The sequence below is a fragment of the Pseudodonghicola xiamenensis DSM 18339 genome, from assembly GCF_000429365.1.
In the GTDB taxonomy this organism is placed as follows: domain Bacteria; phylum Pseudomonadota; class Alphaproteobacteria; order Rhodobacterales; family Rhodobacteraceae; genus Pseudodonghicola; species Pseudodonghicola xiamenensis.
Map to the genome: position 1 here is coordinate 111,915 of NZ_AUBS01000002.1, position 20,400 is coordinate 132,314.

The 20,400-nt window shown below is 64.2% G+C and carries 24 protein-coding genes; 9 read left to right on the top strand and 15 right to left on the bottom strand.

The window, feature by feature from the left end; all coding sequences use genetic code 11:
* Positions 1-12: 12 nt before the first annotated feature.
* Genes G455_RS0103410 through plsY form a run of 5 tightly spaced genes read left to right on the top strand, consistent with a single transcriptional unit; the run spans position 13 to position 3,752 of the window.
* The gene (locus G455_RS0103410) at positions 13-954 is read left to right on the top strand and encodes an aspartate carbamoyltransferase catalytic subunit (protein WP_028092395.1); all 942 of its coding nucleotides are present in this window, start codon (positions 13-15) and stop codon (positions 952-954) included.
* A complete protein-coding gene (locus G455_RS0103415; RefSeq protein WP_028092396.1) occupies positions 951-1,484 on the top strand; it encodes a hypothetical protein in 534 nt (177 codons plus the stop codon). Before G455_RS0103410 ends, G455_RS0103415 begins: the two co-directional genes overlap by 4 nt.
* A complete protein-coding gene (locus tag G455_RS0103420) occupies positions 1,481-1,864 on the top strand; it encodes a hypothetical protein (protein WP_028092397.1) in 384 nt (127 codons plus the stop codon). Before G455_RS0103415 ends, G455_RS0103420 begins: the two co-directional genes overlap by 4 nt.
* Complete coding sequence (pyrC, locus tag G455_RS0103425; protein ID WP_028092398.1) at positions 1,861-3,147, top strand: dihydroorotase; 1,287 nt, start codon at positions 1,861-1,863, stop codon at positions 3,145-3,147. The genes G455_RS0103420 and pyrC overlap by 4 nt, the downstream gene beginning before the upstream one ends.
* Positions 3,147-3,752 (top strand): glycerol-3-phosphate 1-O-acyltransferase PlsY, encoded by a 606-nt coding sequence (plsY, locus tag G455_RS0103430; protein ID WP_028092399.1) that lies wholly within the window; start codon positions 3,147-3,149, stop codon positions 3,750-3,752. The genes pyrC and plsY overlap by 1 nt, the downstream gene beginning before the upstream one ends.
* 20 nt (positions 3,753-3,772) lie before the next feature.
* On the opposite strand, the gene G455_RS0103435 is transcribed toward plsY, so the two are convergent.
* The 5 genes from G455_RS0103435 to G455_RS0103455 form a co-directional block, all read right to left on the bottom strand.
* Positions 3,773-4,036, bottom strand: a complete 264-nt coding sequence (locus G455_RS0103435; RefSeq protein ID WP_028092400.1) for a hypothetical protein — start codon at positions 4,034-4,036, stop codon at positions 3,773-3,775.
* Positions 4,037-4,243: 207 nt separating this feature from the next.
* Positions 4,244-5,614, bottom strand: coding sequence for a glutamate--cysteine ligase (locus G455_RS0103440; RefSeq protein WP_028092401.1), 1,371 nt, complete (start codon positions 5,612-5,614; stop codon positions 4,244-4,246).
* Positions 5,615-5,676: 62 nt separating this feature from the next.
* Positions 5,677-6,204, bottom strand: coding sequence for a hypothetical protein (locus G455_RS0103445; protein ID WP_028092402.1), 528 nt, complete (start codon positions 6,202-6,204; stop codon positions 5,677-5,679).
* Positions 6,201-7,061, bottom strand: coding sequence for a GNAT family N-acetyltransferase (locus G455_RS25495; RefSeq protein ID WP_028092403.1), 861 nt, complete (start codon positions 7,059-7,061; stop codon positions 6,201-6,203). The genes G455_RS0103445 and G455_RS25495 overlap by 4 nt, the downstream gene beginning before the upstream one ends.
* The gene (locus G455_RS0103455; RefSeq protein ID WP_028092404.1) at positions 7,058-7,780 is read right to left on the bottom strand and encodes a 16S rRNA (uracil(1498)-N(3))-methyltransferase; all 723 of its coding nucleotides are present in this window, start codon (positions 7,778-7,780) and stop codon (positions 7,058-7,060) included. Before G455_RS0103455 ends, G455_RS25495 begins: the two co-directional genes overlap by 4 nt.
* Before the next feature lie 12 nt (positions 7,781-7,792).
* Between G455_RS0103455 and ubiA the strand changes: the two genes are divergently transcribed.
* From ubiA to G455_RS0103470, 3 genes are all read left to right on the top strand, one after another.
* Positions 7,793-8,767: a 4-hydroxybenzoate octaprenyltransferase gene (gene ubiA / locus G455_RS0103460; protein ID WP_028092405.1), complete on the top strand. Its 975-nt coding sequence runs from the start codon at positions 7,793-7,795 to the stop codon at positions 8,765-8,767.
* Positions 8,768-8,832: 65 nt separating this feature from the next.
* Positions 8,833-10,884, top strand: coding sequence for an OmpA family protein (locus tag G455_RS23235; RefSeq protein WP_084436980.1), 2,052 nt, complete (start codon positions 8,833-8,835; stop codon positions 10,882-10,884).
* Positions 10,881-11,198: a hypothetical protein gene (locus G455_RS0103470; RefSeq protein ID WP_028092406.1), complete on the top strand. Its 318-nt coding sequence runs from the start codon at positions 10,881-10,883 to the stop codon at positions 11,196-11,198. Before G455_RS23235 ends, G455_RS0103470 begins: the two co-directional genes overlap by 4 nt.
* A 108-nt stretch (positions 11,199-11,306) precedes the next feature.
* On the opposite strand, the gene G455_RS0103475 is transcribed toward G455_RS0103470, so the two are convergent.
* The 9 genes from G455_RS0103475 to G455_RS0103515 form a co-directional block, all read right to left on the bottom strand.
* Positions 11,307-11,750 carry a molybdenum cofactor biosynthesis protein MoaE gene (locus G455_RS0103475; protein ID WP_028092407.1) on the bottom strand — a complete coding sequence of 148 codons (444 nt, stop codon included), beginning with the start codon at positions 11,748-11,750 and terminating at the stop codon, positions 11,307-11,309.
* A gap of 3 nt (positions 11,751-11,753) precedes the next feature.
* Positions 11,754-11,999: a molybdopterin converting factor subunit 1 gene (moaD, locus tag G455_RS0103480; RefSeq protein ID WP_028092408.1), complete on the bottom strand. Its 246-nt coding sequence runs from the start codon at positions 11,997-11,999 to the stop codon at positions 11,754-11,756.
* Positions 11,999-12,670: a CDP-diacylglycerol--glycerol-3-phosphate 3-phosphatidyltransferase gene (gene pgsA / locus G455_RS0103485; RefSeq protein ID WP_028092409.1), complete on the bottom strand. Its 672-nt coding sequence runs from the start codon at positions 12,668-12,670 to the stop codon at positions 11,999-12,001. The genes moaD and pgsA overlap by 1 nt, the downstream gene beginning before the upstream one ends.
* Before the next feature lie 248 nt (positions 12,671-12,918).
* A complete protein-coding gene (gene uvrC, locus G455_RS0103490; RefSeq protein WP_028092410.1) occupies positions 12,919-14,823 on the bottom strand; it encodes an excinuclease ABC subunit UvrC in 1,905 nt (634 codons plus the stop codon).
* A 290-nt stretch (positions 14,824-15,113) separates the two neighbouring features.
* On the bottom strand, positions 15,114-15,890 hold the full coding sequence (locus tag G455_RS0103495; protein WP_028092411.1) for an SDR family oxidoreductase: 777 nt from the start codon (positions 15,888-15,890) through the stop codon (positions 15,114-15,116).
* Between the two features lie 39 nt (positions 15,891-15,929).
* Complete coding sequence (locus G455_RS0103500; RefSeq protein ID WP_028092412.1) at positions 15,930-16,889, bottom strand: calcium/sodium antiporter; 960 nt, start codon at positions 16,887-16,889, stop codon at positions 15,930-15,932.
* A complete protein-coding gene (locus tag G455_RS0103505) occupies positions 16,886-17,077 on the bottom strand; it encodes a hypothetical protein (protein ID WP_035366060.1) in 192 nt (63 codons plus the stop codon). Before G455_RS0103505 ends, G455_RS0103500 begins: the two co-directional genes overlap by 4 nt.
* Positions 17,058-17,855, bottom strand: coding sequence for a S49 family peptidase (locus G455_RS0103510; protein WP_028092414.1), 798 nt, complete (start codon positions 17,853-17,855; stop codon positions 17,058-17,060). The genes G455_RS0103505 and G455_RS0103510 overlap by 20 nt, the downstream gene beginning before the upstream one ends.
* A gap of 145 nt (positions 17,856-18,000) precedes the next feature.
* Positions 18,001-18,540, bottom strand: a complete 540-nt coding sequence (locus G455_RS0103515; protein ID WP_028092415.1) for a CoxG family protein — start codon at positions 18,538-18,540, stop codon at positions 18,001-18,003.
* A 164-nt stretch (positions 18,541-18,704) separates the two neighbouring features.
* On the opposite strand from G455_RS0103515, the gene G455_RS0103520 reads away from it, so the two are divergent.
* Positions 18,705-19,685 carry a DMT family transporter gene (locus tag G455_RS0103520; RefSeq protein ID WP_028092416.1) on the top strand — a complete coding sequence of 327 codons (981 nt, stop codon included), beginning with the start codon at positions 18,705-18,707 and terminating at the stop codon, positions 19,683-19,685.
* A 77-nt stretch (positions 19,686-19,762) separates the two neighbouring features.
* Here G455_RS0103520 and G455_RS0103525 read toward each other — a convergent pair whose 3' ends face one another.
* Entirely contained in the window at positions 19,763-20,341 is a 579-nt protein-coding gene (locus G455_RS0103525; RefSeq protein WP_154664330.1) for a cupin domain-containing protein, read from the bottom strand.
* Between the last annotated feature and the right edge of the window lie 59 nt (positions 20,342-20,400).

The window sequence follows — 20,400 nt, forward strand, 5'->3', positions numbered from 1 at the left end:
CGGAGTCCGCGCATGTCCTTTGCCCACCGTCACCTTCTGGGAATCGAACCGCTGAGCCCGCAGGACATCGTAACGATCCTCGATCTCGCCGAAACCTATGTCGACCTGAACCGCCAGTCGGCCAAACATGCCGATGTTCTGGCAGGTCTCACCCAGATTAACATGTTCTTCGAAAACTCCACCCGCACCCAAGCCAGCTTTGAGCTGGCCGGCAAGCGGTTGGGCGCCGATGTGATGAACATGGCCATGCAGGCCAGTTCCATCAAAAAAGGCGAAACCCTGATCGACACCGCCATGACGCTGAACGCCATGCATCCCGATCTTCTGGTGGTGCGCCACCCGCATTCGGGCGCCGTCGATCTTCTGGCGCAGAAGGTTAACTGCGCGGTGCTGAATGCTGGCGACGGCAAGCACGAACATCCGACTCAGGCGCTCCTGGACGCGCTGACGATCCGCCGCGCCAAGGGCCGGCTGCATCGCCTGAACATCGCGATTTGCGGCGACATCTCGCATTCCCGCGTGGCGCGATCGAATCTGATCCTGCTGGGCAAGATGGAAAACCGCATCCGACTGATCGGCCCGCCCACGCTGATGCCCTCGGGCATCGGCGAATTCGGGGTCGAGGTCTATGACGACATGCGCGAAGGCCTGCAGGACGTCGACGTGGTGATGATGCTGCGACTTCAGAAGGAGCGGATGGACGGCGGCTTCATCCCCTCCGAACGCGAATATTACCACCGTTACGGGCTCGACGCCGAAAAGCTGGCGCTGGCCAAACCCGACGCCATCGTGATGCACCCCGGGCCGATGAATCGCGGGGTCGAAATCGACGGCACCCTGGCCGATGACATCAACCGCAGCGTGATCCAGGATCAGGTCGAGATGGGCGTTGCCGTCCGCATGGCCGCGATGGAACTGCTGGCGCGCAACCTCGCGGCGGAGCCCCGGGAATGAACGATCCGCTCAGCATTGCGGCCGGCGAACACGGGGTGACCCGTGTCTTCGCGCTGGAGATGCGGCCCGAACAGGCCGCCTTTCAGCGCGAACCGGGCGCGGCTGAGCAGATGCTGGGCCTTGAAGGGCTGGACCATGAGCAGATCGACGTGATCCGCCTGGCCGACCTGGAGGACATGGGGCTTGCCGGCTACCTGCTGGATGGCTGCGGCATCCCGGAAGACCAGATCGCCCCCGACCGTGACCGGCTCAGGGCACTGACCGGCTGGGTCATGGTGGTGCGCAGCCGCGCTTTCGGTGGCCACGCCGGCCGGATCGCCCCGGCGCCGGGCGTGACGCTGATCGCCGCCTACCACGACCCCGGCACGGACTGGAGCGCCGAACCGCTCCATGCCCGCAGCGCCGAACCTTATTCCGCTCCAAGGATATCGCCGCGCGCAGCGCGCGACAGGGCCCGACGGATCGGCGCCACGCTGTTCGGCATCGTGATGGCGCTGATCGCGCTGATGATGTGGCTGGTGATCCGATGAGCATGACGCATTTCCCCGCCGACCGCACCGCCTATGTCCGCGCCCACCTCTGGCTGGCGCTCGGGGCGATGGCGGGGGCGACACTGATCCTGTGGCTGATCGGCAACCCCTATGTCTGGACCGGACTGGTCGCGGGCGCCGGTGCCATCGCGCTGCGAGGCTTTTATCTGGCATCAGAAGAACTGGCAGCGGTCTGGGCGATCGAGGGGCACGACCTGACCGGCCCCGGCGGCCAGCGCATCTCCCTGGCCCGGATCGAGACCATCCGCACCATCGGCAGCTTCGTGCAGGTGATCACCCGCGACGGACACAAGTACCTGATCAAATACCAGGCCGACCCCCAGGCCACCATGACCGCCATAGAAAGGGCAAGGGCATGACCGATCTTCTCTTCACCAACGCCCGGTTGATCGACCCCGAGGCCGGCACCGATGCGCCTGGCTGGCTGCATGTGGTCGACGGGCGGATCGCGGCGACCGGCACTGCAGAGGCACCGGCGCCCGAGGCCGGCGAGACGCTGGTCGATTGCGGCGGCATGTGCCTGGCCCCCGGCATCGTCGACCTCGGGGTAAAGATTTGCGAGCCGGGCGAACGGCACAAGGAAAGCTATCGCAGCGCCGGGCAGGCGGCGGCAGCCGGCGGGGTGACCACCATCATCACCCGTCCCGACACCGCCCCGGCGATCGACAGCCCGGAAACCCTGGAATTCGTAACCCGCCGTGCCCAGGCCGACGCACCGGTCAACGTGTTGCCGATGGCGGCGCTGACCAAGGGCCGCCAGGGCCGCGAGATGACCGAGATCGGCTTTCTGATGGACGCGGGCGCCGTCGCCTTCACCGATTGTGACCATGTGGTCGAGGATACCAAGGTGCTGTCTCGCGCCTTCACCTATGCCCGCAGCCTGGGCGCGCTGGTCATCGGCCACCCACAGGACACCGGACTGAGCAAGGGGGCCGCCGCCACCAGTGGCAAATTTGCCTCGCTGCGCGGATTGCCCGGGGTATCGCCGATGGCCGAGCGCATGGGGCTCGATCGCGATATCGCGCTGATCGAGATGACCGGGGCGCGCTATCATGCCGATCAGATCACCACCGCCCGTGCCCTGCCGGCGCTGGAACGTGCCAAGGCCAACGGGCTCGACATCACCGCCGGCATCGACATCCACCACCTGACGCTGAATGAATTCGACGTCGCCGATTATCGCACCTTCTTCAAGTTGAAGCCGCCGCTTAGGTCCGAGGATGACCGTCAGGCGGTGATCGAGGCGGTCCGCAGCGGGCTGATCGACATCATCTGCTCAATGCACACACCGCAGGACGAGGAAAGCAAGCGCCTGCCCTTCGAAGAGGCCGCCAGTGGCGCGGTCGGGCTGGAGACGCTGCTGCCGGCCGCGCTGCGGCTGTATCATTCGGGCGATCTGAGCCTGCCGCAACTGTTCCGCGCAATGGCGCTGAACCCGGCCAAGCGGCTGGGTCTGGGGGCCGGCCGCCTGTCCACCGGGGCGCCGGCCGATCTGGTGCTGTTCAATCCCGACACCCCCTTCGTGCTCGACCGCTTCCAGCTCAAATCGAAATCCAAGAACACGCCCTTTGACGGGGGACGGATGCAGGGCCGCGTTCTGGCGACCTATGTGGCGGGCGAGCCCGTCTATCGGAGGGACTGATGCCCGAGATCACCTCATCCGCGCTGACCCTGATCCTCTGGGCCGTGATCGGCTACGGTTTGGGGGCGATCCCCTTCGGCATGGTGATGACCAGGCTTTTCGGGCTGGGCAACCTGCGCCAGATCGGATCGGGCAATATCGGCGCCACCAACGTGCTCAGAACCGGGCACAAGGGGGCGGCGGCGCTGACGCTGATCCTTGACGGCGGCAAGGGCGCCGCGGCGGTGCTGCTGGCGCGCGCCTTCGCCGGTGACGACGCGGTGCAACTGGCCGGGCTTCTGGCCTTCGTCGGCCATTGCTTTCCGGTCTGGCTGGGTTTCAAGGGCGGCAAGGGCGTGGCAACCTTCCTGGGCCTCTGGCTGGCGCTGGCCTGGCCGGTCGGGATCGCCTGCTGCCTGACCTGGCTGGTGGTGGCGGCCCTCAGCCGCATCTCCTCGCTCAGCGCGCTGGTGGCGGCGGCGACCTCGACCTTCTGGGCGGTCGGCCTGGGATACGGCCAGGAACTGGTGCTCGGCGCCCTGCTGACCCTGCTGATCTTCTGGCGGCACCGGGCGAATATCGCCCGGCTCAAGGCCGGAACCGAACCGAAGATCGGCCAGAAATAATCTGCGACATGGACGGGCGTTCAGCCCGCCGTGTTCCGCGCCAAGGTCTCGACAGCGGCCGCCGTCCGCTTGGTATTGTCGCGAATGTCGAGCAGTACATAGATCACGCCCGCGGCCATCACGATCGAGACCAGACCGCCCACCATATAGAGAAGACCGGCAGCACCGCCCCCACCGTAGGGGTTACTCATCATCGCGATGCCGCTGACAACCACGCCGATCACGCCGACAACGACAAAAACCGCGACGAGCACCTCGAAGACATTAACGATCATTGTACGCATGGAATTTCCTCTTTCCACGATATGAACACCACGGAGCGCCATTTAAAAATCGCGAAAACGGCCCCCCACAATCAGCATAAAACGCCAAGACGACAAATGAACAAGAAAAAGGCCCGGGAAAAGGAATTCCCGGACCTTCTGAAATAATGATCCCTGCGCAAAAGAAACCGCAGATGAAAGCGGGCGGCAATTCCCCCTCCCCGATCCTCAGTAGCTGAACGCGTCGTAGATCTTGTCCAGATCGCCGTTCCAGTCACCGTTGTAATGGGCCAAAAGCTCATCGGCCGGGGTCATGCCGGCCTCGACGCTCTCCTCCAGCGCATGGAGGAAATAGCGTTCGTCCTGCTCGATGCCGCAAAGCGCCGGGCGGGCCCGCGCCTTGAGCCCCTCGCGGGCGATCTCAAGCACCTGCGCCGCCAGATCGCGCATCGACTTGCCGCCGACCTCGCCCTGCAGGCCGTTGTCGCCGGCAGCCACGCGCCAGGCTTCGCGGGTTTCAGCATCCCAGCCCTTGACCAGGTCCCAGGCCGCATCCAGCGCGCCCTGATCGTACATCAGCCCGACCCAGAGCGCTGGCAACGCGCAGAGCCGCCGCCATGGGCCGCCATCGGCGCCGCGCATTTCGATGAACTTCTTCAGCCGCGCCTCGGGGAAGGCGGTAGTCAGGTGATCCGCCCAGTCGCTGAGCGTCGGCTTTTCGCCCGGCAACGCCGGCAGCTCGCCCTTCAGGAAGTCGCGGAAGGACTGGCCGAGCGCATTGATATACTGACCATCGCGATAGACGAAATACATCGGCACATCGAGCGCATAGTCGACCCAGCGTTCAAACCCGAAATCCTCGTCGAAGACAAAGGGGATCATGCCGGTGCGCGCCGAATCCATGTTCCGCCAGACCCAGGAGCGATAGGATTTCATCCCATTGGGTTTGCCTTCGAAAAACGGCGAATTGGCAAACAGCGCGGTGGCCACCGGTTGCAGCGCAATGGCGACGCGCATCTTCTGGACCATGTCGGCCTCGGACCCGAAGTCGAGGTTCACCTGAACCGTGCAGGTGCGCCGCATCATCGAGGTCCCGGTCGTGCCGACCGTGCCCATATAGGCATCCATCAGCTTGTACCGTCCCTTGGGCATCAAGGGCATCTGATCATGGGTCCAGATCGGTGCGGCACCAAGGCCGATGAAACCGACACCGATCTCGTCCGAAATCGACTTCACCTCACGCAGGTGTTCGTTCACCTCGTCGCAGGTCTGGTGGATGGTCTCGACCGGCGCACCCGACAGCTCCAGCGCCCCGCCGGGTTCCAACGACACGTTGGCGCCGTCCTTGGTCAGGCCGATCAGATGACCGGCCTCGCGCACCTCGGCCCAGCCGAAACGGTCGCGCAGTCCCTCAAGCACGGTCAGGATCGACTTTTCGCCCTCATAGGGCAGCGGCAGATGGCTGTCCTTGATAAAGCCGAATTTCTCGTGCTCGGTGCCGATGCGCCAGTCCTCTTTCGGCTTGCAGCCCGAGGCCAGGTATTCGGCCAGATCCTCGTGTCGCTCGATCAGGCCGCCGCCGGATTGGGGGATGGACATACGCGCGCTCCGCTCTTGCTTGCATCATTCGGGGGCAGTGGTGCGGTGAAACGGCGGGACTGTCAATGCAGCCGTTGATAGGCGGGCCGCGACGGATGGCGCTCCCAGATCACCACCGGATGGCGCGACTTGCCGTTCAGCTCGGCCAACATGCGTTCGGTTTTCAGCCCGGGCAGGGCGTTGAAGACATCGAAAAGATCGCCCGCGCCTTCGGCATTGACGGGAATGTGAAGCACCGGTAGCCCGGGCTGTTCCAGCACCCAAAGCGTCGGGGAAGAGACCGGATCCAGCACCAACCGTTCAAGATCCTGGACCGAGACAGAGCCGCCGGAAAGCGGCCCCATATAGGTGATCTCGCCCTCGGTGATCATCACCACCCCGGGGCCGCGGCCTTCGGCCCTGAAACGGGCGCGTTGCAGGCCGATCACCGCGATGCCGGCACCGGCCGGGAGCAGCAGCCAGCCGATCCAGCCCAAAAACCCGCCGACCCCCAGCGCCCAGTAAAGCCCCAAGAGCACCACACCCACCCCGATCAGCGCCTCGCGCCAGCGGTGAAGACCCGCTTTCACCTCGGGGCGGATGAAGCTCATGCCGGCACTCCACCCAGGGCCACGACCCCATCGGTCAGCGCCACCCGATAATCGCCGACCCGCCGGAAGCCGATCGCCTCATAAGCGCGGGAAGCAGCGTCGTTGTTCGAAAACAACACCGCCCGGCTGGCGCCATCGGCCGCGACCTGCATCAGCAGCGCCTGCACCGCACGACGGCCGACCCCGCGATTGCGCGCCTCGGGCGGGACATAGACGCCACCGACCTGCACGATATCCTTGACCCGGGCATTCACCGCCGCCATGCCGACCGGCCGGCCCGCTTCCAGCAAGAGCTGAGAGATGCCGGCCTCGATGATCCGGCGCGCACGATCACGCGCCACCTCAGCCGCCTGCGGCATGCCGGCGGCACCGGTTCCGGTTTCGGCCTCATAGCCCAGAAACCAGGCGGCCAGCAGCGCCGCGTCACCGGCCTCAGGCTGGCGCCAGACCAGATCGGCGCGCGGCATCGCGGCCAACTCCAGGTCATAAAGCGGTTCTACATGATCGACCTTAAGGCGCCCCGAAAGACCAAGCGCCTTCAGCCAGAGCCGTGCCTGCGCCGCATCGCCGGTCAGCCCCTGCACCTGGCGCCCGGCCAGCGCGCCGGCGGCCGCGGAGAAGGCCTCGGCCTCCCGCCCCGGGCATTGCAGCATCAGAAAGCCGTTGTTCGAGCAGCCGAAGACCGCCCTGAGCGGCCCTTCGGCTGGCCAGAGGAAATAGTCGCAGGCATGTTCGTGATCGGATTGCCCGATGCCATGCGTCTCGAGATTGCCGCGCAGGAACATCGAGGTTTCGGGATACCCCGCCAGAAAGGCCTCGATCCGCGCCGCGTCCGATACCTCGGCCCGGCGGATCATTTCCAGTCTCCCAGCGCCACCTGCCAGAGCGTCAGCGCCGCGACGGCAGCGGTATCGGCGCGCAGGATGCGCGGCCCGAGGCTGACGGCACGGGCGAAGGGCTGGGCCAGAAGGCGCTTGCGCTCGGCCTCGGAAAACCCGCCTTCGGGGCCGATCAGGATCGCCCAGGGACCGGGCCCTGCGCCCTCAAGGGTCAGTGCCGCGCCCGCCTCGGCCTCATCACAGAACATCAGCTGCCGCCCCGCCGGCCAATCGGCCAACAGCCGGTCGAGCCGGTGCAGATCGGTGACCTCGGGCACGAAGGTGCCACCGCATTGTTCCGCCGCCTCGACCGCATGGGCCTGCAACCGATCCTGGCGGATGCGTTCGGAATTGGTGAAATCAGTCTGCACCGGCACGATCCGCGCCGCGCCCATCTCGACCGCCTTCTCGACGATGAAATCGGTGCGAGCCTTCTTGATCGGGGCGAACAGCAGCCACAGATCGGGCGGCGGCATCAAGGGCCGCGACTGTTCCACACAGTCGAGCACCCCGCCGCGCTTGCCGGCCTCGGCAACGGTGGTCAGCCATTCGCCATCCCGCCCATTGAACAACGCCACGGGGTCGCCGACCGCCAGCCGCATCACCCCGAAAAGGTAATGTGCCTGATCCCGCGACAGCGGAACCGATTGCCCCGCCCCCAGCGGGTGATCTACATAGAGCCTGACCTTCGCTTTCATAGGACTCTACATATGCAACGCGCGACACCAACGCCAGACGCGAACGTGCACGGCCAGGTGGCCGATGCGGTACGTGGCAACTGGGTCGACCGGCTGGCACCGGCCGCCACCCGCCCCTATCTGCGCTTGTCCCGCGCCGACCGTCCGATCGGCACCTGGCTTTTGCTGTTGCCCTGCTGGTGGGGGCTGACGCTTGCGATGCTGTCGGATCGCGCCCCCCGGTGGGAGGATTTGTGGATCTTCGTCGCCTGCGCCCTGGGCGCTTGGCTGATGCGCGGCGCCGGCTGCACCTGGAACGATATCACCGACCGCGATTTCGACGGCTCGGTCGAACGCACCCGGTCGCGGCCGCTGCCCTCGGGACAGGTCACACTGAAACAGGCGGTGGTCTACATGGCAGCGCAAGCGATGATCGCCGCCGCGATCCTGCTGACCTTCAACACCGCGGCCATTGCGCTTGGCGTGCTTTCGCTCTTGCCGGTGGCGATCTATCCCTTTGCCAAGCGCTTCACCTGGTGGCCTCAGGTCTTCCTTGGCCTCGCGTTCAACTGGGGCGCGCTGCTGGCCTGGACCGCCCATACCGGCAGCCTCGGCTGGCAACCCCTGGTCCTTTATGTCGCCGGCATCTCCTGGACACTGTTCTACGACACCATCTATGCACATCAGGATACCGAGGACGACGCGCTGATCGGCATCAAATCGACCGCGCGGCTGTTTGGCGACAATACCCCGCGCTGGTTGCGGAGGTTCCTGATCATCACGGTTCTGCTGATGGCCGTTGCGGTGATCGGATCGGTGCGCCCCACCTCCTCGCCGCTGTCGCTGGTGATGGCGCTGGCCGGACCGTGGTTCATGGGCTGGCACATGCTGTGGCAACTGCGGCGCTTCGATCCGCAGGACAACCCCACATTGCTCAGACTGTTCCGGGCCAACCGCGACACCGGCTTGATTCCGCTCATCTTCTTCACGGCTGCCTTGCTGGTATGATTGCGAAGCCGGTTCCAGGCCTGTAAGACTCACTGCGATCAGACCAGACCAACATCCGAGCCCTTATGCGCCTATCCACCCTGCTGCCCGCCGGGGCGACCTTCGGGGTCGCCGCCATCCTTTGCCTCGTCGCGGCGGGTTTCGCAGTATCGGCCATTGAGGACACCACCGAAATCGAGGTAAGGCGCACCCTAGATCAATCAGGCTTTCCCTGGGCCGAGGTACAGGCCAACGGGCTGAGGGTGATCCTGACCGGCACCGCCCCGGACGAGGCTGCGCGCTTTGCCGCGATCTCGGCCATCGGGCGTCGCATCGACGCCGCCCGCGTCATCGACCACATGCAGATCACCCCGACGGCCGACTTGGCACCGCCGCGGTTCTCGATCGAACTGCTGCGCAACGGCAGCGGCATTTCGGTGATCGGCCTGATCCCGGCCTCGACCGACCGGAATGACATGGTCGACGATCTCGAAGCCCTTGCCCCCGGGAAAAAAATTACCGATCTGCTGGAAAGCGCCGACTACCCCGCCCCCGACGGCTGGGAACCGGCCATGCTCTACGCCATGAACGCGCTGAAGAACCTGCCCCGCGCCAAGGTCTCGGTCAGCGCCGGCCAGGTCGAGATCACCGCCATCGCCGACAGCCGCGATGCGAAGAAATCACTTGAGGCCCAATTGACCCGCGCGGCCCCTCCGGGTCTGCGGCTGGCACTGGATATCGCCGCACCGCGCCCGGTGATCACCCCTTTCAGCCTGCGCTATGTCATCGACGAGACCGGAGGGCATTTCGATGCCTGCTCGGCCGAGGACGAAGAGGCCCGCGATCGCATCCTGGCCACCGCCCGTGCCGCCGGGCTGACGGCCGAGGCAAGCTGCACGATCGGCTTGGGCGTGCCCTCCCCCAACTGGGCGCGCGCCGCCGAGCTCAGCATCGCAGCGCTTTCCGATCTGGGCGGCGGATCTGTCACCTTTGCCGATGCCGATATCACGCTGATCGCGGCCAAGGGCACTGACGCGGGCCATTTCGACCACGTGATCGGAGAGCTTGAAACCGCCCTGCCAGAGGTTTTTGCCCTGCATTCGGTACTGCCGCCGGCAGCAGCAGACGCAGTGGACGGCCCGCCGGAATTTGTCGCCACCCTCAGCCCCGAGGGACAGGTGCAACTGCGCGGCCGGCTCAGCGATGAAACCCTGCGGCAGATGGCCGACAGCTATGCCAAGGCGCGGTTCGGATCGAATAACGTCCATACCGCCGCGCGTCTGGTCGAAGGCCTGCCGGGTGACTGGCCGGTGCGGGTCCTGGCCGGGCTGGATGCGCTATCGCAGCTTGTCAACGGGGCGGTCACCGTCACCCCCGACACCTTGGCGCTGCGTGGCATCAGCTATGACGAGGATGCCAAGGCCAATATCTCTCGTCTGCTGTCCGACAAGCTGGGCGAGGCGGCGAATTTCACCCTCGATATCACCTATCGGGTGCCGCCCCCGCCGGCCGACGCCCCGCCTGACCCCGAACAATGCGAAGCGCGGCTGAGCGAAGCGCAGAAGGGCGGCAAGATCACTTTCGAGCCCGGCTCGGCCACCATTGCCGCAGCTTCACGTCCGATCCTCGACAAGATTTCCGAAATCCTCTCCGATTGCGAAGGGGTTCGGCTGGAGATCCAGGGCCATACCGACAGCCAGGGCCGCGAAGAAATGAACCAGCAGCTCAGCCAGGCCCGGGCGCAATCGGTGCTGAACGAATTGCGCGCCCGCCGGGTGCTGACCTCGAGCTTCTCCGCCGTCGGCTATGGCGAGGCCAACCCAATCGCCAGCAACGCCACCGAAGAGGGGCGGGAAGCCAACCGCCGGATCGACTTCAAGCTGATCCGCCCGAAATCGACCGAGAACGAGACCACCACGCTCGACAGCATGGCCGGAAGGCTCCCCGTCGCCGCCGGCGAGGAAGCAGAGCCGGAAACGGATCCCGAAGACATTCCGGAAGGCAGCGGCGAGGCGATGGAAGATCTTTCACATCAGAATCCGCCAGAAGATATGCCCGAGGATATGCCAAACGGATCGGATGACGGGACAACCGCCACCGACGATGCGACCGCCGCCGGCGGGGAGGACAGCCAATGAACAGAACCGAATTCATCATCACCACGGCCATCATCCTGTTCATCGCCTTCGCCGTGGGCTGGTTCGCCAACTGGCTGGTGCACCGCTTTACCCGCGTGCGGCAGAGCGATGTCGCCGATCTCGACCGGATGAGCCAGGAGCTGCACGAGGCGGAGGAAACCCGCGATCAGGCGATCACCTATCTGCAGCAACGCGAGGCAGAGCTGACCAACCAGCTCAATCAGGCCGAAGCCGAGCTGCGCGCCGCGATGGACGGGCTGCGCGATGCCCGGCGAGAGGCCGAGGAACTGCGCGCGCAACAAAGCCAGAGCTGACGCCCGGCCAGAGGCCTGCAACGGCCTCGCCGCGCGCCTTGCAGGACAGCAATACGATGTCCCCGAGCGACCGGAAAATTTGAAATTTTCCGGGCACCGCCGCCGATGTCACCAGCGATCGAGCGCTGCCTCATCTGCGTCTTTCGCAGCGACCCAATCACCGCCGGCGGTGGTGATTTCCTTTTTCCAGAATGGCGCACGGGATTTCAGGTAATCCATCAGGAATTCCGCCGCCTCGAAGGCCGCTGCGCGATGCGCCGCGGCGGTGGCGACCATCATGATCGCCTCACCCGGCGCCAACCGCCCGTAGCGGTGGATGACCAGAAGATCACAAAGCCCCCAGCGCTGGGTCGCCTCCTCGGCAATGGCGGTAATCGCCTTTTGGGTCATGCCCGGGTAATGTTCGATCTCCATCGCCTGCAATCCGCCCTCGGGCAGATCGCGAACCACGCCGGTGAAGGTGACCACCGCCCCCGCCCCGGCGACGCCGGCGGCAAAGGCATTCGCCTCTGCCCCCAGATCGAAGCTCTCGGCCTGGACCGCGATCCGCATGGCTCAGCCCCCCGTCATCGGCGGGAAGAAGGCCACTTCTCGGACCCCCGCCAGCGGTGCATCGAACTCTGCCAGCTCCTGATCCAACGCCACGCGCAGGGCCGAAAGATCGGCAAAGGCCGCCGCATAGCGATCCTCTCGTGCAATGAGATCGGCAACCAGATCGGCCACGGTGGCAGCCTCGGTTTCGACTGCCTCCCGCGGCACACCGATACGCTCGCGCACCCATGCGAAATAAAGCACCTGCATCATCGCGTCTCCCGCAGAAAGGGCAATGCCTTGCGCAGATAATCGGCGCCGGTGATCAGCGTCAAAGCCGCAGCGATCCACAGCAGCCAAAGCCCGATCCGGCCTGACCAAACCATGCCATAGAAGGTCCAGCGCAGATCCTCGCTGCCTGCCAGGGCGACGGCCAGTTCCTTTTCCGACATCCCGGCGTCGATCCCGAAGGCCGACAGAGCCAGATAATGTTCGAAGATCCCTTGCGAAAACAGTGTGGCGATGGCGATCATCTGCGCCGTTGTCTTCCACTTGGCCAGTTTGGTAACCTTCAACGTGCCAGCGGTATCCCCCAGATATTCGCGCAGCCCGGTCACAAAGACCTCGCGAAACAGAATTACTGTGGCCGGCAGGACCAGCCAGGGCGTCCAGTATTTCGTCGCATAGCCCACCAGGATCATCAGCGCGATCACCACCATCGCCTTGTCGGCGATCGGGTCGAGCATGGCACCGATCTTGGTTTCCTGCTTCCACAACCGGGCCAGATAGCCATCGAACCAGTCGGTGATCGCAGCGCCGACAAAAAGCAGCAGCGCAAACCAGTCGGCATAGGGCCGGCTGAAATAAAGAAACATCACGGCCAGACCTGGCGCCGCCAGAAGCCGCAGAAGCGTCAAGATATTTGGCACATTCCATCGCATGAGGCGGACCCTATACCCGGTCTTCGAAACTTGAAAGCCGGGCAATGGCGAATTTGTCGCGACGCATCCGCACGCCGTAACGCAGGCGGGACATTCACGGTTGCCAAGGCGCCTATAGCTGCCCCGGCGTCCACGCCGCAGGCCCGGGGCGACATCTCTGCGACGGCGACAGAGGGCTTCTTCCGCCCCAGATGCCGGGCCCAGCCATGCAGCACCGGCAGCGCGAAAAACCGCGCCGATCCAGGCCCCTATCCCTTTTCGTGGAAATAGCCATAGATCATCTCTGCCAGCGCGTCCGAGATGCCTTCCACCGCCTTGAGATCGGCCAGATTGGCACGGCTGACCGCCTTGGCGCTGCCGAAATGCGCCAGAAGCGCGCGCTTGCGGGTGGCCCCTACCCCGGCGATATCATCAAGCGGATTGGCACTCATCGACTTTGCGCGCTTGGCACGGTGGGTGCCGATGGCGAAGCGGTGCGCCTCGTCCCGCAGGCGCTGGACGAAATAGAGCACTGGATCGTTGTGGCGCAGCGCAAAGGCGCTCTCACCAGGGCGGTGGAATTCCTCCTTGCCGGCGTCGCGGTCGATCCCCTTGGCGACGCCCACCATAGGAATATCCTCGACCCCGTATTCTTCCATGATCTCATAGACCGCGCTGACCTGACCAGCCCCGCCGTCGATCAGCAGCAGATCGGGCCAAAGCCCCTTGTCACGATCCGGATCCTCTTTCAGCAGCCGGGTGAAACGGCGGGTCAGGACCTCTTTCATCATGCCGAAATCGTCACCCGGGGTCAGATCGTCACCGCGGATGTTGAACTTGCGATACTGGTTCTTCATGAACCCCTCGGGCCCGGCGACGATCATCGCGCCCACCGCATTGGTGCCCTGGATGTGGGAGTTGTCATAGACCTCGATCCGCTGCGGCGCACCGTCGAGGCCGAAAGCCTCGGCCAGCCCCTGCAACAGCTTAGTCTGCGTCGCACTTTCCGACATCCGTCGCGCCAGGGATTCACGCGCATTGCGCAGCGCGCCGGAGACCAGCTCCAGCTTTTCGCCGCGCTGAGGCACCAGGATTTCAACCTTGTGCCCCGCCTTTTCGCTCAGCGCCTCCACCATCAGGTCGGCGTTCTCGATCCCATCCGACAGGATCAACTGCCGGGGCGGCTCCTTATTGTCATAGAACTGGCCAAGGAAGGCCTCCATCACCTCGGCCGGCGACACATCGGCGCCGACGCGGGGATAGAAATCCTTGTTGCCCCAGTTCTGATGCGCCCGGATGAAGAAGACCTGAACACAGGCCTGACCACTGTCCATATGCAGCGCGATCACATCGGCCTCGGCCACACCGCGCGGGTTGATCCCCTGTGCTGTCTGCACCGAGGTCAGCGCCCGGATCCGGTCACGCAGGCCGGCGGCGCGTTCGAATTCCATCGCGTCAGAGGCCGCCTGCATCTGCTCGGCCAGCTCCTCCTGCACCTTGGTCGACCGCCCCGACAGGAAGCGTTCGGCATCGCGCACCGCTTCGGCGTATTCCTCCACGGAGATCTGGCCAGTGCAGGGGGCAGAGCAGCGCTTGATCTGATACAGCAGGCAGGGCCGGGTGCGACTGGAGAACATCGCGTCCGAACAGTTGCGCAGCAGAAACGCCTTCTGCAACTGGTTCAGCACCCGGTTCACCGCGCCGGCACTGGCGAAGGGGCCGAAATAGCTGCCCTTTTCCTTGCGGGCACCACGATGCTTCTTGATCTGGGGAAAGTCGTGGTCCTTCGCCACCAGAATATTGGGAAAGCTTTTGTCATCGCGCAGCAGCACGTTGTACTTCGGCTTGAGCTGCTTGATCAGGTTCTGTTCCAGCAGCAACGCCTCGGTCTCCGTCCGCGTTGTCAGGAACATCATCGAGACGGTTTCCCGGATCATCCGGGCAATCCGCACGGTATGACCCGACGGGCGGGCGTAATTCGAAACCCGCGCCTTCAGGTTGCGCGCCTTGCCGACATAGAGCACCCGGTTCTGCGCATCGAGCATGCGATAGACCCCGGGCGAACTGTCCAGGGTTTTCAGATACTCCTGAATGCACGCGTGCCCGGTCGGCCCGGCCGATGCCTTGTTCGCAGGCTGTTCTGATTCTGTTTCGCTGCCGATCTTTGCGCTCATGCCGCGACCCTATGATTCTCCCCGGTTGGCTGCAATCTCAGGGCGACTATTACAAGACTGAACAAATCCACCAAACCTGTGGATAAGCCTGACTATAACTTCTGGGGATCTCAGAAATTCCCTTGAAACATGGGGATTTCCACGAATTGCCCAAAAATTAAACACAAACACAACCAATTGAAATTAAAAGAAACTTTTTGCGACCAAAGCCAAGTCAATGAAATCAAAGACCTTTTTGTAACGTGCATGTGACGCATCCGTTTCCAGTGCACAACTTCAAAGGAAGCGCGTCACTCCGGCCCAAGGATGTCCGGCGTCCGCCATCCCAGATGCTGGCCGCCATCGACGCAAAGCAATTGCCCGGTTACCGCCGGCGCATCGAGGAAATAGCCGAGGGCCGCGGTGATATCTGTCGGATTCGCCCCGCGCCCCAGCACCGTATTGGCGCGCTGCGCGGCAAAATGATTGTCGCTCTGCCTGTGGCCTTGCAACGTCGGCCCCGGACCGATCGCATTGACCCGGATCGCCGGAGCGAGCGCCTGCGCGGTGGTCCGCGTCATCGCCCAAAGCCCCATCTTGGCGATGGTATAGGTCATGAATTCAGGTGTCAGCTTGAGCACCCGCTGGTCGATCATGTTGACGATCAGCCCCACGGCCTGGGGTTCCCCGGCCGCGTCGGTCCGGGCCTCAAGCCCCTGCGCCGCCATCGCCTGCGTCAACACGAACGGCGCGCGCAGGTTACTGTCCATATGGCGATCCCAGCTTGTCCGACTGGCGGTCTGCACCGTGTCGTATTCGAAGATCGACGCATTATTGATCAGGCAGGTGACCGGACCGCCGAGCGCCGCGACGGCGCGGGGAAACAGCGCCTGGGTCTGATCCTCATCCAGCAGGTCGGCCTGCAGGGTGTCGGCCCGCCGGCCCAGGGCACGAATCGCTGCGGCCGTCTCTTCCGCGCCCTCGCGCGAGGTGGAATAATGCACCGCGACATCAAAACCGCGTCCGGCCAGATAAAGCGCCATCGCACGTCCCAGACGCGCCCCTGCTCCGGTCACCAAAGCACGCATGTGCCCCCCTTTTCCTCTCCGCCCGTGCCGCCGTGCGCCTTAGACCAGCACCGCCACCACATAAAGCCCGTAGAGAGCACAAAGCGCTATGCCCCAAAGCCGGGTGATATCGCGGCGCAAAAACACGAAGGGGATCAGCAGCAGCGATGCGGCCAACATCACCCAAAGGTCGAAATCCAGGAATTGCGGATCCACCGGGATCGGGCCGAACAGCGTCGCCACACCGATGATCGCCAGCAGGTTGAACATGTTCGACCCGATGACATTGCCCAGAGCCACATCCGCCTGTTTGCGCAACGCCGCCATCACCGTCGTCGCCAACTCCGGCAACGAGGTTCCCACCGCCACCAGCGTCAGGCCGATCACCGTATCGCTGACCCCATAGGTATGTGCGATGATCGACGCGTTGTCGACCAGCAGGCTGGCCCCCAGCGGCAGGCCGATCAGACCGAGAAGCAGATAAAGACCGATCCGCCACCAGGGCATGTTTGGATCGGCCTCTTCCAGACCTTCAAGAAGCTCCGTGTCGGCGGCCTCCCGACATTCCCGGCGGTGCCGCATCGCCTCGCGCATCTGATCCCAAAGCATCAGCCCCAGCGCCGCCAGCAGGATTATGCCTGCGGTCAGATCGAACTCTCCGCGATAGGCGAGCGAAATGAACAGCAGTGTCGACAGCAGCATATATATATAGGTCTTGTGACTGCTGCACTGGCTTGTGTGCATCGTTGCCATGATGGCCGGCAGCCCCAGGACAAGCAGGATATTTGCCGTGTTCGACCCCACCACATTGCCCAATGCAATCCCGGGCGCATGATCGAGCACCGCCTTGATCGAGATCAGCAGCTCTGGCGCCGATGTGCCGAAGGCCACGATGGTCAAGCTGACGATCAGCGCCGGCACCCCCAGCCTGAGGCTCAGGTTCACCGCCCCGCGGACCAGCACATCCCCCGCCAGGAGCAGGATCACCAGCCCCAGCCCTGCAAGCAACCAAGCGATCATCCTTGTCCCCTATGTCCGCAGTCGCAGCGCCCTTTGCCGATCCGGAACCGCCCGCAGCGCGGACAGCGCGCCGCATCCAGCCGTTTCGCGCCGGGAAAGCGGAACTTTCCGAACATGGCCAGCACGGCCATCGCCACGAGAAACAGCAAGACGATCTTTAAAATCACGTCAGAGGCCAAAACGCGCATAGGCCGCGCGCTCCTCGATCCCGGCAAGGACATCCTGCGCGAATTCCATTCCGAAGCGCGACCAGATCGGTCGGCGCATCCCATATCGGCGAAACTGCACCTTGGAGCCGAAGCGCTCCTGCATTTTCGGTTTCAGATGGCCGATCCCCTCGATCAGCCCCAATTCAGTGGCCCGCCGCGCGAGCCAGACTTCCCCGGTGAAAAGATCGGTCGCCGCGTCCAGCTTGTCGCCGCGCCGCGCCGTCACATGGGCAATGAAATTCTCGTGCAACTCTTCAAGAAGCTCCTTCAGCCGCGCGACATCCTCGGGATTCTCCGGGCGGAAGGGATCGAGCATGGATTTCGACTTTCCGGCGGTATAGACACGCCGTTCCACCCCCTGGCGGGCCAGGAAGATATGCGCCCCGAAACCGGACGAGATCACGCCGATCGAGCCCAGGATGGACGAGGCATCGGCCCAGATCTCATCGGCGGCAGAGGCGATCCAATATCCACCCGAAGCCGCGACATCCTCGACAAAGACGAAAACCGGCACCTTGGTCTCTTCCGCCAGCCGCCTGATACGCGCGCCGATCAGAGAACTCTGCACCGGCGATCCGCCGGGGGAATTCAGCTCGATCGCGACCGCCGCAGGCTTGCCACGACGAAAGGCCTTTTCCAGGAGCGGCGCCAGCGTTTCGTCATTGAGGGAATTACGTCCACCCAGACCGATCGTGCCGGTCAGGCGCACCACCGAAACGAGGGGCGGGTTCTTGATAAAGGGCAGACGCAGCTTCATGGAGCCGATGTAGAATGCCGGCTGCCGACAAACAAGGTGCAGGGGTCACAGAAACACGCGGGCGTGAGGTTTTCGCCGCCGCGCCGCGCCCCGGATGCCACGACGATCAGCAAAGACTAGGACCGGCAAAGACTGGCAAGAACGATCAATCGCGCCCGGTGATCCGTTTCAACCAGCCTTTCTTCTCACCCTCCGCCGCCTCATCGGTCACCGCCTCATCGGCCACCTCGGCGCTCTCTTCCGGGCCTTCGATCTGCTCCTGCAGATTGCTGAAGAACTGATCCGCCATCTTCTTGGCGAACCCGTCGATCAGCCGGCTGCCAAGCTGCGCCAGCTTGCCGCCGACCTTGGCCTCGACCTCGTAATGCAAAAGCGTGCCGCCGGTCTCGGTCGGCTCCAGGGTGACCGTGGCCCCCCCCTTGGCAAACCCAGCGGCACCGCCCTTGCCCTCGCCGGTGATGGTAAGCCCCTTGCTCTCCACCATGTCGGACATGGTGACCTCGCCCTTGAAGGTGGCCTTCACCGGCCCGACCTTCTGGGTCACCGTGGCGGTATAGCCCTCCTCCGGGTTGCCCTCCACTTCCGAGGCGCCGGGCACACAGGCCTTCAACACCTCCGGGTCCAGGATAGCGGCATAGACGGTGGCCGGATCGGCCTGGATTTCACGACTGTCGTTCAGTTGCATGACCGAGCCCTCCCTGCTGGCTGCTCCGTTTTATCGCATCGCCCCGCCTGGGCCAAGATGTCGCAGATGAGCAGAACAAAACACCAGACCTGCAAAGCGCTCGGCCTGCCTTGCGGAAACGCCCCAGCATGCTACGCCGATGGCAAAGGTTTCCGAGGTCGCCCATGTCAACCATCGCCCAACGCCATACATCCGCTGGTCTTCTGTTCATTCTGATCGGCGTGGTGGGTATCTCGATCAACGACCTGTTGATCAAGCAACTGTCCGGCGGCTACCCGCTGCATCAGGTGGTTCTGGCCCGATCCGCCATCGCCTTGGCCTTCATCCTCTTCATGGTTCGGGCCGAGGGCGGCCTCGGCATCCTCAAGACCCGGCAGCCGCTGCTGCATATGGCCCGCGGGCTGCTGGTGGTGATCGCCAACATGACCTATTTCGTGGCCCTCGCTGTGCTGCCGCTGGCGGATGCCACCGCGCTGTTCTTCGTCGCGCCCCTGTTCATCACCGCCCTGTCGATCCCGCTGCTGGGTGAAAAGGTCGGCGCCATGCGGATCGCGGCGGTAATGGCCGGCTTTGCCGGCGTGGTGATCATGCAACGCCCCTGGGCCGACAGCACGACACTGACCGCCAGCCGGCTGGTCATGGTGCTGCCGGTGCTTTCCGCCTTCGCCTATGCGCTGATGCAGATCCTGACCCGCAAGCTCGGCGCCACCACCAAGGCCTCGGCCATGGCGGTCTATATCCAGGCCACGTTCATCCTGGTTTCCCTCAGCTTCTTCCTGCTGGCCGGAGACGGGCGCTTCGCCGACGGCAGTGATACACCCTCGGTGCAGTTCCTGCTGCGCGCCTGGGTCTGGCCCGCCCGTGACGATCTGCCCCTGCTCCTCGGCCTCGGCGCCCTGGCCGCGGTCTCCGGCTATTGCCTCAGCCAGGCCTACCGGCTGACCGACGCGGCCACAGTCGCACCCTTCGAATATGTCGGCCTGCCGCTTTCGGTACTCTGGGGCTGGCTGTTCTGGGCCGAGTTCCCGGCGCGCGAGGTCTGGATGGGCATTGCCCTGATCGCCGGATCGGGCCTCTTTGTCTTCCTGCGCGAACAGCACAAGGCCCGCATCATTGCTCGCAGCGCCCCTCAACAACGGCTCTGAAAGACCGCGCCCCTTTTTCTGGCTCTAAATATCCCCGCCGGAGGCCCGCGCCGCCCGGCGCGACACGCGCCTGACGCTCAGAACGTCGGTGGCGTGCAGGCGCTGACCACAACGCATTTCTCCGGCCCCACCTGCTTGAACCGATGCGGCTTGCGGCTGTCGAAGTAATATGCGTCCCCAGGGCCGAGGATCTTGCGCTGATCGCCCACCGTCACCTCGACCCGGCCCGAGATCACCACGCCGCCCTCCTCGGCCTCATGCCCATAAAGCTTGCGCCCGGTGTCGGCACCGATGTCATAAGTTTCCAGCAGGATCATCATCGCCTTGCCGTAAAGCGTGGCGCCCACCTGTTTGAACGACAGCTTGCCCTTGCCGATCTCCACCAGATCTTCGGCGGCGAAGAACACCGTCTGTTCCGCCTCCGGTTCAAAGGCGAAGAACTCCGACAGCCCCACGGGGATGCCGTCGAGGATCCGCTTCAGCGCGCCGACCGACGGGTTCACCTTACCCGATTCGATCAACGAGATGGTGGAATTGGTCACCTCCACCTTCTTCGCCAGTGCCCGCTGCGACAGGCCCGCGCGTTCGCGCAACAACCGCAGCCGGCGACCGATGTCCAGATCGAGACTCTGCCCGGCGTCGTTGCTCATGTTCATTATTCCACAACACTACTCACCTTACCCCATTAATATCAATCAGATGCGCCCACCAAAAA